General features: G+C 43.7%; 10 protein-coding genes and 2 pseudogenes. 3 read left to right on the plus strand and 9 right to left on the minus strand.

The features are described from left to right. Positions 1–169: 169 nt before the first annotated feature. From IQ224_RS15525 to IQ224_RS15550, 6 genes and pseudogenes are all read right to left on the minus strand, one after another. Positions 170–1,066, minus strand: coding sequence for a tRNA (5-methylaminomethyl-2-thiouridine)(34)-methyltransferase MnmD (locus IQ224_RS15525; RefSeq protein ID WP_002746954.1), 897 nt, complete (start codon positions 1,064–1,066; stop codon positions 170–172). After that, positions 1,026–1,820 carry an alpha/beta fold hydrolase gene (locus IQ224_RS15530; RefSeq protein WP_002746955.1) on the minus strand — a complete coding sequence of 265 codons (795 nt, stop codon included), beginning with the start codon at positions 1,818–1,820 and terminating at the stop codon, positions 1,026–1,028. The genes IQ224_RS15525 and IQ224_RS15530 overlap by 41 nt, the downstream gene beginning before the upstream one ends. A gap of 189 nt (positions 1,821–2,009) precedes the next feature. Continuing rightward, the gene (locus IQ224_RS15535) at positions 2,010–2,609 is read right to left on the minus strand and encodes a superoxide dismutase (RefSeq protein WP_002746957.1); all 600 of its coding nucleotides are present in this window, start codon (positions 2,607–2,609) and stop codon (positions 2,010–2,012) included. 851 nt (positions 2,610–3,460) lie between these two features. Continuing rightward, positions 3,461–4,416 (minus strand): annotated as a pseudogene (locus IQ224_RS15540) (IS1634 family transposase); the annotation flags it as partial. Next, a pseudogene (locus tag IQ224_RS15545) lies at positions 4,402–4,791 on the minus strand (PIN domain-containing protein); the annotation flags it as partial. The pseudogenes IQ224_RS15545 and IQ224_RS15540, both read right to left, overlap by 15 nt. After that, on the minus strand, positions 4,778–4,978 hold the full coding sequence (locus IQ224_RS15550) for a hypothetical protein (RefSeq protein ID WP_002746962.1): 201 nt from the start codon (positions 4,976–4,978) through the stop codon (positions 4,778–4,780). The gene IQ224_RS15550 and the pseudogene IQ224_RS15545, both read right to left, overlap by 14 nt. A 567-nt stretch (positions 4,979–5,545) precedes the next feature. On the opposite strand from IQ224_RS15550, the gene IQ224_RS15555 reads away from it, so the two are divergent. The 3 genes from IQ224_RS15555 to IQ224_RS15565 are packed head-to-tail and all read left to right on the plus strand — an operon-like array spanning position 5,546 to position 7,937. Beyond that, a complete protein-coding gene (locus tag IQ224_RS15555) occupies positions 5,546–6,292 on the plus strand; it encodes a pseudouridine synthase (protein WP_002746966.1) in 747 nt (248 codons plus the stop codon). A 26-nt stretch (positions 6,293–6,318) separates the two neighbouring features. Beyond that, entirely contained in the window at positions 6,319–7,080 is a 762-nt protein-coding gene (locus IQ224_RS15560; RefSeq protein WP_002746968.1) for a RodZ domain-containing protein, read from the plus strand. An 8-nt stretch (positions 7,081–7,088) separates the two neighbouring features. Beyond that, entirely contained in the window at positions 7,089–7,937 is an 849-nt protein-coding gene (locus tag IQ224_RS15565; RefSeq protein WP_194033170.1) for an ADP-ribosylglycohydrolase family protein, read from the plus strand. Between the two features lie 313 nt (positions 7,938–8,250). On the opposite strand, the gene IQ224_RS15570 is transcribed toward IQ224_RS15565, so the two are convergent. The 3 genes from IQ224_RS15570 to IQ224_RS15580 form a co-directional block, all read right to left on the minus strand. Continuing rightward, complete coding sequence (locus IQ224_RS15570) at positions 8,251–9,243, minus strand: aldo/keto reductase (protein ID WP_193955749.1); 993 nt, start codon at positions 9,241–9,243, stop codon at positions 8,251–8,253. 144 nt (positions 9,244–9,387) lie between these two features. Next, positions 9,388–12,453 carry an efflux RND transporter permease subunit gene (locus IQ224_RS15575; RefSeq protein ID WP_002746975.1) on the minus strand — a complete coding sequence of 1,022 codons (3,066 nt, stop codon included), beginning with the start codon at positions 12,451–12,453 and terminating at the stop codon, positions 9,388–9,390. Between the two features lie 223 nt (positions 12,454–12,676). Then, positions 12,677–14,137: an efflux RND transporter periplasmic adaptor subunit gene (locus IQ224_RS15580; protein WP_002746976.1), complete on the minus strand. Its 1,461-nt coding sequence runs from the start codon at positions 14,135–14,137 to the stop codon at positions 12,677–12,679. Positions 14,138–14,446: the final 309 nt, after the last annotated feature.

Raw genomic sequence — 14,446 nt, forward strand, 5'->3', positions numbered from 1 at the left:
TCGCTCCATACCCCTTTTAATGCTATATATTCTCATTAACCCTTTTAACCTTTGAATTAATTTTAGTTATTATGTACTACTTTAATGGCTTTTTTGATCTGTGACAGTTGAGGGTGCGGAATGTGGGATACAAACAAATTTTAGCCCGGGGATTCTTTCCCAATTAATCTCATTCCGAGATTTCGATCGAACTCACCGCTCTTTGCCAACGTTTTTTCCAGTGGCTAGTCGGTTCTAAGTCAGAGAGAGCCTGTTCGCTGCGACGACGTTGTATAATCACTTCGGCTGGGTCGGTTAAAGTCTCGTCTCGATAGGGAATAGCGGCCTTAGTTTGCAGATGTTCCCTTTCCTGTGCTGATAGAGATGGGGGTAAGGACAAAAAACTGGCTATTGTCCCCGGCGAGCGCCGACCGACGCTATCGGTGGCTCCAATCTGCAATCCTGCTAATTGTAAAGCCCTTCGCACCGAGGCAGCACAGGAATAGGTGACTAAATAACCCGTCGGACTCAGGCATTTGGCCACTAAAGCTAAAAACTCCACCGTCCACAGTTGCGGACATTTACTCGGGGAAAAGGGATCGAGAAAAATTGCCTCCGCTTGAAAACCCGCCTCAATCACCTTGGTTATCGTCTGTCGCGCATCCCCGATTAACAGTTTAGCGGTGAGATTAGGCAAGTCCAGCCGGTGATTATGGGCAAAATCACTTAAATATTTGGGAATTGGTTGACTCCAACTATTTAAGAGATTCTCTCTAATAGCTGCTAGGGGAACCATTCGATCGCTTTCTAACGCTAATAATTCTACCCGACAATCCCCCCTAACTCGCCAAATGGCCGCCAAGGCTGCGGCGGCATTATACCCTAAGCCGTAACAAATGTCAAGAACTTTCAGATTATTGCTCTGGTCTGCTTTTGCTGCCAGACGACTGGAGAGGATAAATTTTTTCTCGGCTTCTTCCCTTGCCCCGGAGGTAGAATGATAACATTCGCCGAATTCGGTCGAAAAAAAGGTATAAGAACCATCCTCAGTGACTTTTTGCGGGTAAGCTTCGGGGGAGACAAGCATGGTGATGAAGAATGTCTTTGAGGTGAATATCGGTTTCCAGTAGGCAAGCGTGACCACTATGGGGCAGAATTGTTAATTTTGCGGCGGGTAACTGCTGAATTAGGCGTTTAGCCTCCGCTACCGATGGTAAGAGTCGATCTCCTTGACTGGCTATCACTAACACCTCCAATTGCAGACTTTTTAACTCACTGGCACTAACCTGAAACCGTTGTAACTGGGATAAACGCCAGCTAATCGTCTTCGGTGGGACATATTGCATGGCTTTGAGGAGAGAGCGGCGATCTTCCCGGGATATTCGACCCAGAGCGGCCAGAAAGGGTAAAATAGTTAGTGCCGAGCTGCTATGGATGAAATCGGGCATCATCTGGGTGATACCGATTCCCAAGCTTAAAAGAGGTCTTTGATTAAAAGAAGAAGCAGGGTTAATTAAAATCAGTTTTTTAAGCAATTTTGGTGATTTTGTCGCTATTTTCAAGGCTAAACAGCCACCAAAAGACTCACCGCAGAGATAGACTTTTCTCGATTGTCCCTTTAATTCCTGTGCCAATAAAGCAATCACGCAATCGCTTAATTCCTCCCAATCGCCGAGATATTGCGGGGAAATCGCCAAACAACGCAGATCGAAGTAAGGAGCAAGGTTTTTAATCTGACGATGGTATAGTTGGCCGCTGCCATCCATTCCGGGTAAAAATACAAACAGGGGATAATCGGGACGGGGATGACGGGGAATAATCCAACTGACAGGTTGTTCCATTGTGCGAGAAGCGTGATCGATGTTAAAAAAGTTTTTTCTGGTTATCTATTTTAAGGATAATTAATATTAGAGAGATTTGCCAATTTTAATAGTACGATTAACTCCCAACTTATGGATTGTTTCTCTCTGCTCGCCAACCCCTGATAACTGATAACTGATAACTGATAACTGATTAACTGAGCCAAATTTTTAGGCCGCCGCTAAATTAGCAGCCACGAAATCCCAATTAACTAACTTAGTTAAAAAGTCGCTGATGTAATCGGGACGACGATTTTGGTAGTCGAGATAATAAGCGTGTTCCCACACATCCATAGTTAAGAGGGGAACCTGTCCGACGGTTAAAGGATTGTCAGCGTTGCCGGTTTTGGTGACTTTGAGAGTGCCATTATCTAGAACCAACCAAGCCCAACCGCTACCGAATTGAGTCGCGCCGGCGGTTTTGAAAGCTTCGACAAACTTCTCAAAACTGCCGAAATCTGCGTTAATTTTAGCGGCTAAAGCACCGGTAGGCGCACCGCCACCACCCGGTTTCATGCAGTCCCAATAAAAACTATGATTCCATGCTTGGGCGGCATTGTTGAAAACCCCAGCTTTAGAAGCATCACCAGCAACCTTAACGATAACTTCTTCTAAAGAGAGAGCATCGAGTTCCGTATCTTTGACCAAACCGTTATAGTTATTGACATAAGCGGCGTGGTGCTTGTCGTGGTGGAATTCTAGAGTACTTTTGGTGATGCAAGGCTCTAAGGCAGTGTAATCGTAGGGTAAAGGGGGAAGTGTGTAAGCCATCTGTTGTTCTTTATATCCTCTCTTGAGAGCTTGTTTAAGGTAGTGTTGATAAAACTTTACATCCTTGATCATAGCACCGAAGGAGACTTGATCAGTGATCACTAATCGATCAGCTTTTTTCTCCCTTCTCCCCCCTCCCTTCTCCCTGATAGGTGTAGGTTTATTATAAAGAGGTGAGCAGTCACATACTCAAGGTGAGAACATCAAGCTAGAGATTTAGAGGAGCATCGTGAAAGGCAATGCCGAAAAACAAATATCTCAAGCAGTGGTCGTGCATAGTTTCAGAGCATCTCAAGACTGAGACAATGGATACTACTCTCTCACAGTGGCCGTTCTTTTCCACGTCTTTAGGGAGTCCGGCTCGGTTTTTTTCGCCGCAGTGACAGCAATTCTCAGTTTTAGAGCAAGCCTTTTAGGGATTTAAAGAACATTTTAAAGGGGGATTTTTGGGGCAACTTTGGGTGTACTATCACCTCAAAAGCCTGAAGACTCGTGAAATGAAATTCGCCATCCCATTGAATTTTACCCCGTATTATGCGAACTAACTCCCAAAAGCCTTGCTACAGGGCAAATTGAGAATTGCTGCCCTATGTGTTTATTTCTATCCCACATTCCGCACCCTAAGTGTCACAACGTCTCAAAAGAGGAAGGGGCGTGAGTCAAAATACTTATCTAGAGGAGTTAGTTGGCGCCAAGCTGCCGGCAACTAAGCCGAAAATTTCAGGGTTCCCCCAGTAATTCTCAATAAGCACTGTTTATTGAGAATTACTGGGCAATCAGACTTAACATCTAGGGGGAGATGTTCCAGTTGCTCGCTTTGTTTTGTCACCCCTTGAAGTCAATCCATCTGGTCAAGATAAGAGATAATATTCCTGGCAAGGTTTGGGAAAAAATCTCAAAATGTTGCGCCTCTCATCCGTTAAGTTACTAATCTTTTGATTGTCTTGAATAGGTCGGAGATGAATCCCTTGAAAGTTCTGAAATATCCAGCGTAATGTTGGTCGGTCAGTTAACTTACCCAACTGATTTTTCAGTCCCGTTTCCTGCTGTTTTAAATTCAGACGAAGTTGTCTTTGACCAATAGTATAAACCAGTAGGCACAAGCCCATGAGCATGGCCATGACCTCGATTCTGTGGGGAGATTTGAGAAAGACACTGTCGGCAAAAAAGCCGGGGTCTTTGAGAAAAGAAAATCCTCTTTCCAGAGCTTGTTGCCCTTTATATTTTTTGAGTATATCCTCACTGCTTAATCGTTTTTTCTCCAAATCGTTAGTTGCTAAAACGAATCGTCCTGCTCGTTTCTTTAGCCTCTCAATCGCGGACAAATTCAACTCTAATTCGGCTTGAACTTGATAGCTTTGAGAGGATAAACCTTCTTTTGATTTAAGTTTTGAACCCTGGGACTCAGGCGGAATGAGATTGACTTTAATCTCCGTTAACTGATGATATTTTAAGGAGTCAGATAATCCCTTGACTATCGCCAACGCCACCGCTCTATTCTCAAATTCTCTTCGGGATAGTTGCCGGATTTTTTCTTGGGCAGAATTCTTTTCTTGCTCGATTTTTTTTTCTCTAATTTTTTCAAGTCTGATTCTTGTCTAGCTTGACTTTCAACTAGCAACCATCTTTGTTCTATCCCCCCATAGTTAGAGCTTGTTTCCCGCCAGGAATAACCCGGTATTTCTGAATCGACTAACTTTTGAGCCTCTTTAATGCTGAAGGGGACTCGAGACAACCAACGCATTTCTCTCATTAGTTTTAAATTCTCTTTGCTATAGAGTGCGCTATCGCCGACTATTAAACCATCCTGCATATCTTCTGAATACAAAATATTTGCACCAGAAAATGAAGCGCAAGCAATCACCAAACTATCCCAAAATGATAGATTATATTGAGTTCTCAGATTAGATGCAGATTCAAAAATATCAAGATTAAATGAGATAACTTGATATTTTCTATAAAAGGAAACAATTAATTTAAACAGTTGTTTTTCATCAAGCTTATGCTTTTTAAGTAAATTACAAGAAACCTCATTAATTATTTGGGTACTGATAATGATGGACTTTTCTTTAATTAATTGTTTCGCTAATATTCTTTTAGTTTCTTCTTTTTTATCAGTAGAAAAAGCATAAAGCCAAATATTAGAATCAACAAAACAACTATGATTTTTAAGTTCTGTCATAAATTTCTTCTCGTTTCATAAATTCTAAATCATCAACCTCTATAGGATTTTCCAACAGGTATTCAATTATATCAATTTCAGTTTCACTTTTACTGAGTTGATTTTGAGTTTTAAATGCGGCAATAAGTAACTGTATCTGCTGAATTTGTTCAGGTTTAAGTCCAGTTACATTAATATTTTTAATCATGGCTACCCCAGAATGATTTTTACTTTAATTATACCAATTATACCCTCTCACAATAATGCTCTTCCTTTTTTACATCTTTGACCAAAATTATCGGTGTTTATGAAGAGTTACTATAGCCTAGCCTTTGAATTATAACAAAGAGACGCAAACTCCGTCACTTACGTCCCCAATTCATCATCAATCAAAGTTTACCGCTTGGATAACCGAGAAATAACCCGTTTAAAGTCATATCCCCCCGTAAGGAAAACTAGCTCGACTTTTTTAACAATTGTCGGCAAAATTTTGCTTGCTTTTTTCACGGCTTTTTGAGATGATATTTTTATAAGACTTTATATAAAATCGAGTGGTGGCAACCAAAAAAAATATAAACAGATTCCCATTATAAGAAAATTGTAACCGAAGCCAGCGCCCAGGTCAAGGGATCACTCCTTTTTTTTTGAGAAGTTTTCCAAGAAAAAAATCCAAGAGGCAGCCGGAGATATTCGGTTTTTCTTCACTTTTTGGGCGAAAAAAACCCTTTTAGGATGCCTATAATAGGAGATAGAAAGGGTTAAGAATTAAAAAAAAATGGCGGAGAGAGTCCAGAAAATCCTTGCCCAGTGGGGGATTGCCTCCCGAAGAAGGGCGGAGGAGATGATTGTGGCCAGACGAGTCAGACGGAATGGCAAAATCGTGCAGTTAGGAGAAAAAGCCGACCCGGAAAAAGATCACCTAGAGATAGACGGAAAAAAAATTGAACCGGCCAATCGTCCCAAAAGATTGTATATACTGGTCAACAAACCCATTGGCGTGGTTTCTACCTGTAAGGATCCACAAAACCGGCCGACGGTGATTGACCTTTTGCCCGACTCCCTCGCCAGCGAGACGGGGTTACATCCCGTAGGAAGGTTGGACATCAACACCACTGGGGCTTTACTCCTCACCAACGACGGTCAACTCACCCTCACCCTCACCCATCCCCGTTATCATTTGCCCAAAACCTATCGGGTTTGGCTAGATGGTGCGATTGATACACTTGCTCTCCAGCGTTGGCGAGAAGGTATCCTCTTAGAGGGAAAAAAAACCTTACCCGCACAGGTTGAGATACTCAAGCAAACCGACCAAAAAACCCTACTAGAAGTTATTTTAGTGGAGGGAAGAAATCGGCAGATTCGCTGTGTAGCTGAAGAATTAGGTTATCACGTCCTAAAACTTCATCGCAGTGCTATCGGTCCGATTCAACTAAACTCTGGTAATAATTCCCCCTTACCCTTGGGTCATTACCGTTTTTTAACCCTTGATGAACTGAAATATTTAAAAAACCAGATTAACTAAGCTGAAAGTCAGCCCCTAATAGCGATATGTTTCGCCTTCTCCAATCACAACTTGATCCCCAGCATAAACAACGAACCAAATTACTGGAAATCGGCGTTTATTTGCAAAAAAATCGCCTAGAACAGTCCCTTTCTCTCGAAGAAATTGCCCAGAAAACCTTGATCCCGCGCCATCGCCTAGAAGCCTTGGAAGGAGGCGATTTGGAGTCATTGCCCGAACCGATTTATATTCGTTGGTTAATCAAACAATTTGCCGATAGTCTGTCCCTGGATGGTGAGACGATTAGCCGACGTTTTCCCACCAAGGTAAATAACTTTTTCAGGGGAACAAAACCGTCTTTATCGCTGCCGAGTCTTCAAATTCGCCCGATTCATCTCTATTTTCTCTATTTAATCTTAGTTATTGGTTCCGTACAAACCCTATCCCACGTCCTGCAAAAATCGGTACTGCAATCGAATCGCTTACCGCCGCCTTCCTTGCCACAACAGCAAATTGTCCAACCGAAAAGCAACCCCCTTCAACCGGTAGCCAACAAAACCAGCAATAATCAGCAGCTGGTGGTGGAGGTAAAACTGGAAGATGACTGCTGGCTGCGGGTGGTGGTGGATGGCAAGACAGAATTTGAGGGTGTACTGCCCCAGGGAAGCCATCGCACTTGGCAAGCAAACCGAGAATTAACCGTGAGAGCGGGTAATGCCGGCGGGGTTTACGTTGCGGTTAATAATGCCAATGCTCAACAACTGGGGCAACCGGGCAAAGTCGGGGAAGTCACCTACCGAGCAAATTGAGCTAATTTATGCAAAAGGTCTTTTCACCCCTTGATCGCCTTCAGGGAGCGTTAATCGGGGCATATATCGGGGAATCCTTGCATAATCAGCCCCTAATGCCAGCCTTTAACTATGAGGCTACACCGAGGACGACCCTGCTTTTGCAAGCTCTGCAATCTCAGGAGGATTTGCCCATTGCGATCGCAGCTAGGCAGCAGTCGGAATCGGCGTTATTATTTGTGCTGTTGCCGGAGATTTTAACCTGGCCTGACCATGGGGAACGTTGGCAAGCTAGATTAAATTTTTGGCTGAAAAAGGGCTTAATTTCCGAGTTAACCCGACAAGAAGCGATAATTTGGGGAGAGGCAGTAGGTCTGTTATTAGAGGGAAAAAGGCCTTTAAATCAGTTAATCGGGCAATTACTAACTATTAACCCCAAGAATAAGCTATTAGAGCGGATTCAGTCAGCTTTAGGGCAGAATCATCCCTTAGAGTCCATTTTATCGGCGTGGGCGAAAGATATCTCACCTTTAGGAATTGCGATTGCAGCTTCTCTCTATACCTTTCTGCAAACGAGCGAGGATTTCGCCGTTAGCGTCCGTCGTGCCAATTCTAGTCCCTATCAACGGCAATTAACCAGCACTTTAGCGGGAATTTGGGCGGGATTGTACAACGGGATCGAGGGGATTCCCCTAGCTTGGCGGCAAAATTTGCCGAAAGAGCCAGTTAAACAGCAATTAATGGATAAAGCTGGGGAAATCTATCGAATTTCTTTGGGTATATCTCCTCATCTTGTTTTATCTCCCCATACTGCCGTCGCTTACGGGGGAACAATCCAACCCCGTCCTAGCTTAAAATTGGTCTCTCAAGATAAGTAGTCGTGCAAAATTAACTTCTTGGTTAGGATAGGCAAAAGGCAATAGGCAAAAGGCAATAGGGAGAATAAATAATCAGTTCTTAATAACCAGATTTAGTATTACTTAGGGTTTGCTGAATAAATCTAGAAACCTTGTTGGACAATATCTTTAGGCTTTTTTGACCTCAAAAATTGCTGGTTCTTCGAGTAATCGGGGGGAAATTGGCTCTCTTATTCTTTGTCTGATCAGTTTAACTTATAAGCGATCAATCTTTGTGTCCTTTGTGTCTTTGTGGTTCGTTCCACACCCCACCAACAAACTTTTTCAGCAAACCCTACTTAGTTTGAAAGATATTTTGTACCATTTTTTTATCTAAACCTGCGGCAATTTTATCTAATTCTGCTATTTCCCCACAGTCTAAACTCCATCCTAAAGCGCCTAAATTATCCTCAGCTTGCCGAACATTTTTAGCTCCGGGGATAGGAATTGTTCCCTTACAGATACACCAATTTAAGGCAACTTGACTAATAGTTTTATTTTTAGCTTGGGCGATAATTTCTAGGCAACTCATCAGAGGCGAAATAGCGGGAATTAATTGACCAAAAAGGAAGCGACGTAATCCAGGGGGTAAGTTTTTATTATCTCGATATTTCCCCGTTAATAACCCCAAAGCTAAGGGACTATAGGCAATAATTTTAATACCCAATTGATCACATAGTTCCTTTAATCCTAAGTCAGTGAGAGGATAGGTAGAAAGGAGAGAATACTGTACCTGTAAACTGGTGATAGGAATGCCGCGACTGGCAAACTTTTGATAGGCAGACTTCAATCTTTTCGGTCCAAAATTGGATAAACCCACCCCTTTAACTAACCCCTTTTCCAGACAATCCCCCAATCCGTCTAATAATCTTCCCTCCTGCCATGGCGCATAATTGCCGGTTGACCAGTGCATTTGCACTAAATCCACCGGGCGACCCAATCTGGTTGCCGAAGCTTGACAAGCTTTCACCATGGCATGACGGGTTAAACGCCAAGGATAAGGGGCGAGTTTGGTGGCAATACGGATATGATCAGCGTTATAACCGCTATATTCCCCCGTAAAGCGTCCTAATAGCTTCTCACTCTGTCCGTTGAGTTTGCCTGTGCCGTAGGAGTCTCCCGTATCAAATAGGGTGACACCCCGCTCGACGCAGAGATTAAAAACCGCTTGTAACTGGCTATCCATACTCTCATCATAACCCCAGAGAAGACGATTTCCCCAGGCCCAAGTACCGCAGCCCATGGGGGGAAGGGATAGAGTTTGATGTGTGACTGTCAAGGGATTCATGGGTTAGTTTCTCTGGGTTTTTTCTCAAGCTTTCAGCAAGATATTTTATACTAAATCTGGTTATTAAAGACTGATTATTTATTCGCCTTTTTGCATGAGTGCATGAGTAGAAAACGGGTTTCTCCGAGAAACCCGTTTTCTGTATTAAATCGACTTGGGTTTTTGTTTAACAAATAATCCCCGGAACCAATAGTAAAAACTATCGATATAAGTAAAGATTACCGGCACAACCACCAAAGTTAATAGGGTGGAAGTGGTAAAACCACCAATAACAGCAATTGCCATCGGTGCGCGGATTTCCCCATCTGCACCTAAAGCTAAAGCAATCGGTAACATCCCGGCAATTGTGGAAACGGAGGTCATAATAATTGGTCGTAAACGAGAGACTCCCGAATCAATCACCGCCTTAAATTGTGGTTTCCCTTCCTGAAGACCACTCAGGGCAAAATCTACTAACAGAATTGCATTTTTAGTGACTAATCCCATCAGTAAAACTATACCAATTAAAGCGTATAAACCTAACTCTTTTTGGGTAATTAAAAGAGCGATTAAAGTGCCACCAATCGATAAGGGAAGGGAAGTTAAAATCGCTAGGGGATAGAGAAAATTGTTATACAACAATACCAGAATCCCATAGATCGAAATAATTGCTAAACTTAACGCTCCCAAAAAACGAGCGAAGATATCGCGCATAATACGAGCATCCCCAAAGGGTTCTTCTGTCACCTCTGGGGGTAGGTTTTTCATGATTGGTAAAGCGCGAATTTGTGTCACCGCACTTCCCAAAGAAACTCCCTCTAAATTAGCTCCAATATTAACCTGACGTTGACGGTTAAAGCGTTGAATTTCCGCAGGTCCACTACCTAAGCTAATTGTCGCCACCGAGTTAAGCGGTACTAACGTCCCATTACTGCTAGGAACGCGCAAATTTTGCAGAGTTTCTATCTCGCTGCGTCCATCATTGGCAATTTTCACCCGGATGGGAATTTGTCGGTCAGCAAGGTTAAATTTAGCTAAATTAAACTCATTATCGCCGATTAAAGCTAAAGATGCAGTACGGGCGATCGCTCTGACTGAGACTCCCTGATCGGCAGCCCGGACTGGATCTGGTTGAATAATAATCTCCGGTTTAACTAAACTTACCCCGGAACTTACCTCGACAAAACCGGGTAAAGCCCGCATTTCTCGCTCTAATTTTTGGGCAGTTTGGGTTAAAATATCGCCATTTTCACTTTTTAGGACAATAGCCACATCCTTAGTGCTTCCTGCTCCCCCCTGCGCTCGAAAAGTCACTCTTGCCCCCGGTATCTTCTGGAAATCCCGACGGGTTTGTTCCTCAAATTGCCGTTGAGTTAGCGATCGCTGTTCCTTAGGCACTAAATTAACATATATTAACCCAGTATTTACCCGCCCCGAATCTCCCGGAATAGCCAAAACATTAGCGACGGCGGGATTTTTTTGCAGTAAACTATTCACCTGATTGGCCACGGCAACAGTATCATTCAAAGTCGCACCGGGAGGCAATTCTAGGCTTATGGTACTTAATCCAGTATCCCCGGAACTAAATAACCCTTTTGGAATTAAGGGAACTAACTGTAAACTACCGATAAAAAAGGCCAAAGCCGCCAATAAAGTCAGGATTCGATGACGTAAAGCCCAAGTTAACAAACTTTTGTAGGGACGAAAACGGGGGCGCGAGGAGGGATTATTATCACCAGTTTTGAGCTTTTTCGGCTGTAGAATATAGGCACTTAACATCGGGGTGACGGTGACAGCGATCAAACTGGAAAACAAGGTAGAAACCGCCACCGTAACGCCGAAAGGTTGAAAGAATTGCCCCGGCACACCGCCCATAAAAGCAACTGGCAGGAATACCGCAATAATTGCCGCCGCACTGGCTAAAACGGCTAATCCAATCTCTTTTGAGGCATCAAAGGCCGCTTGCAGGGGTTTTTTACCAATAGCTAAATGTTGATCGATGTCCTCCACCATACACACCGCATCATCGACAAGATTACCCAAAGCTAAAGCTAACGCCAGTAGGGTCATACCGTTAAGGGTATAATTTAGGGTCTGCATCACCCAAAAAGTCGGGAAAATCGACAAAGGCAGGGCTAAACCCGTGATAATCGTGGCGCGCCAATTGCCTAAAAATAGACCCACCGTGATCACCGTCATCAGACAACCAATCAGGAGATCGCTAAGAAGGCTTTCGTAACTATCACGAATTGAGTCGGCACGGGTAAAAATTAATTGAAATTTAATATCTTCGGGCAGTTTTTTCTTTAAATTCTCGATTTCTTGACGCACTGCTGTTTCTACCGTCACCAAAGTGCTGCCAGTCCCCCTTAAAATCGAAAAACCCACCACTGGCTGCCCATCTAAGAGGGCCATTTGTCGAGGATCACTGGAACTATCGCTAACTGTCCCTAAATTGTTTAAGGTGACCGTATCACCGTTAGGTAAAGAGATTTGATAATTCCTTAAATCTTCGATCGTTTCAGCGCTGCCCAGGGTGCGGACAGTTTGTTCACTACCACCGATTTCCGATCGCCCCCCGGGTAAATTAATATTAAAACTGCGAATTTGGTCATTAACTGCCGTGGCCGTGATAGCGTAGGCGATCAGACGACTGGGATCTAAATCTACTCGCACTTCTCGATCGACTCCCCCAACGCGATCGACTCGTGCTACCCCCGGCACTCCCGTCAAAGCGCGGCCAATTTGACGATCAACTAGATCACTTAATTCGGCGATCGATCTTTTCGGGGAGGAGATGGTATAGTTCATCACCGCACCCCCGGCAAATTCTAAACGTTGGACAATTGGATCATTAGTATCTTGGGGTAAATCCTGCCGAATTTGTGCTATGGCATTGCGTACATCATTGGTAGCGCGATCGCTGTTAGTGCCGAGGATAAAGTTAACGGTGGTGGTGCTGCTGCCTTCGTTAACGGTAGAAGTAATTTGATCGATATTACCCAAAGCAGCCACCGCATCCTCGACTTTTTTGGTGACTTGGGTTTCCAATTCCTCAGGACCGGCGCCGGGTTGATTAACGGTGATAATCACGGCCGGAATGTCAATATTAGGAGAGCGATCGATCCCTAATCCTAGAAAGGCAATGTATCCCATTAGGGCCATAACCAGGGAGATCAGGATCGTGGGAATGGGGTTTTTGATAGACCAATTAGAAATATTAAAAGCCATAATTTCAGTTATCAGTTATCAGTTATCAGTTATCAGTGGGTAAGTTATCAGTTACCAGATGTGAGTTTTCAGTTACCGGTTATCAGTTATCAGTTATCAGATTTGAGTTTTAAGTTTTAAGTTTTGAGTGAGCAGTATGTATTAAGTGAGCCTGATCAAATGGCAGTTTGCTACTGTCTTTTCACCGATCACTGATTACTGATTACTGATTACTGATCACTGATTACTGATCACTGATTGCTGTAATTTTGTCGCCATCACCGAGATAGGCTGCCCCTTTGACCACAATGCGATCGCCCGCTTGTAAACCGGTGAGAATTTCCACGCGGTTATTCGGCATAATTTGACCTAATTGCACAGTTTTGGCGGTAACGGTGTTATCAGGTCCCACTAAATAAACTAGAGCTTGATTATCTTTTTGGGGTAAAACTGCGGTCATGGGGACGGTTAAACTATTGCTAGTATTCGTCACGATCGCACCTCGTAAAAACATCCCCGGTTTTAATCCTGTATTGTCGGTTAAATCGACTTTAACCGTTGCTTGACGGGATGCCTCATCGACGATGGGATTAATTTCGCGCACCTGTCCCGATAATTTTAAACTGCTGTTAGCATCGGAAGTGATAGTAACGGGCGCTCCGACGCGGATTAAGGGCAATTGATTCTCAGGAACCCGTAATCTTAGCTCTAAACGCCCATTTTCGATGATTTTAAAGAGAGCATTTTGACCGTTGGTGGTGTCCCCGATGCGAGCATTTCTTTCGGCAATTTTGCCACTAACCGGAGAAATCAGGCGCGTCTCGTTTAATTGGGCTTTAACAATGGCTAAACGGCTTTGAGCTTCCGTTAATTGGGCTGTAGCTTGGGCAATCACTTCGGGACGATTGCCCGCTTGTAATTGCGCTAGTTGCTGCTCTGCTTCTCCTAAACGGGATTGGGTCTGTTGTACGATCGCCGCTTTGTTTCTTTCTTCATTGAGGACCTCATCGAGACGATCCCGGGCGATCGCTCCTTCCGCTTCTAAACTTTGGTTTCTCTGGACGCGTTTTTTAGCCAAATCCCAATCCGATTGAGCTTGACTAATTTCAGCCTTTATGCGTTGAATAGTTTGTTTAGCTCTAGCGATCTCCTCTTTACGGCTACCCGCTTGCAATTCTGCCAAACGCGATCGCGACTGGGCGACATTTGCCTGTGCTTGGGTTAATTGCGCTTGTAGGACGGTATCATCGAGACGAGCGAGAATTTGACCTTGACTGACGATATCACCCTCATCGACAAAGATTTCTTTGATTTGTAGTCCTGTCGCTTGGGAAAGAATCGGGATTAATTCGTAGGCTGCCACGCTTCCAGTCGCTTTCAGGGTGCGGGCCACGGCAGTGGATTCTACCCTAGTGGTGGTTACTGTTTGTGCTGGTGCCTCATTTTTTGCCGCTACGGGCTGAGTATTGGGGTTTTGGGCTGTTTGGGGTCGATTAGCGAAACGAGTCGCCCCTAGGGTCAATAAAACCCCCAATCCCACACCGATAAATAAACCCTTTCCTCCCGATAGCCAAGAGTTGGTTTTTGTCGGTTTTGGCGAGTATTCGGTTTCTTTTGGCTCAATTTCGGGATTAAATGCGATAACTTCGGGAACTAGCGAATTATCGGCTGAATGCTGGTTATTTTCTAGGGTATCTGGCCGCACGATCTGCCCTCTCGGTAGATTTTGGATAAAATGTTAAGTTTTGTATCCATTTATAATCTAACGGAAAAAGGTCACGGGTGGGGAAAGTGAGAAAGTGGACTTGCTGTGAAAATCTAAAATTATCGTGGTTGGTGAGGATTCAGGAGACAGGAGAATTAAGAATGAGTAATAATCAATTAAATCCCACATTCCGCACCCTCAACTGTCACAGATCAAAAAAGCCATTAAAGTAGTACATAATAACTAAAATTAATTCAAAGGTTAAAAGGGTTAATGAGAATATATAGCATTAAAAGGGGTATGGAGCGA

This window comes from Microcystis sp. LEGE 00066, from assembly GCF_015207925.1.
GTDB classification, from domain to species: domain Bacteria; phylum Cyanobacteriota; class Cyanobacteriia; order Cyanobacteriales; family Microcystaceae; genus Microcystis; species Microcystis ichthyoblabe_A.

Excerpts from the sequence above, each read along its gene's own strand:
- IQ224_RS15550 (WP_002746962.1), bottom strand. The coding sequence starts at position 4,978 with ATGATTAAAAATATTAATGTAACTGGACTTAAACCTGAACAAATTCAG.
- IQ224_RS15575 (WP_002746975.1), bottom strand. The coding sequence starts at position 12,453 with ATGGCTTTTAATATTTCTAATTGGTCTATCAAAAACCCCATTCCCACG.
- IQ224_RS15565 (WP_194033170.1), top strand. The coding sequence starts at position 7,089 with ATGCAAAAGGTCTTTTCACCCCTTGATCGCCTTCAGGGAGCGTTAATC.
- IQ224_RS15570 (WP_193955749.1), bottom strand. The coding sequence starts at position 9,243 with ATGAATCCCTTGACAGTCACACATCAAACTCTATCCCTTCCCCCCATG.
- IQ224_RS15560 (WP_002746968.1), top strand. The coding sequence starts at position 6,319 with ATGTTTCGCCTTCTCCAATCACAACTTGATCCCCAGCATAAACAACGA.
- IQ224_RS15525 (WP_002746954.1), bottom strand. The coding sequence starts at position 1,066 with ATGCTTGTCTCCCCCGAAGCTTACCCGCAAAAAGTCACTGAGGATGGT.
- IQ224_RS15555 (WP_002746966.1), top strand. The coding sequence starts at position 5,546 with ATGGCGGAGAGAGTCCAGAAAATCCTTGCCCAGTGGGGGATTGCCTCC.
- IQ224_RS15530 (WP_002746955.1), bottom strand. The coding sequence starts at position 1,820 with ATGGAACAACCTGTCAGTTGGATTATTCCCCGTCATCCCCGTCCCGAT.
- IQ224_RS15535 (WP_002746957.1), bottom strand. The coding sequence starts at position 2,609 with ATGGCTTACACACTTCCCCCTTTACCCTACGATTACACTGCCTTAGAG.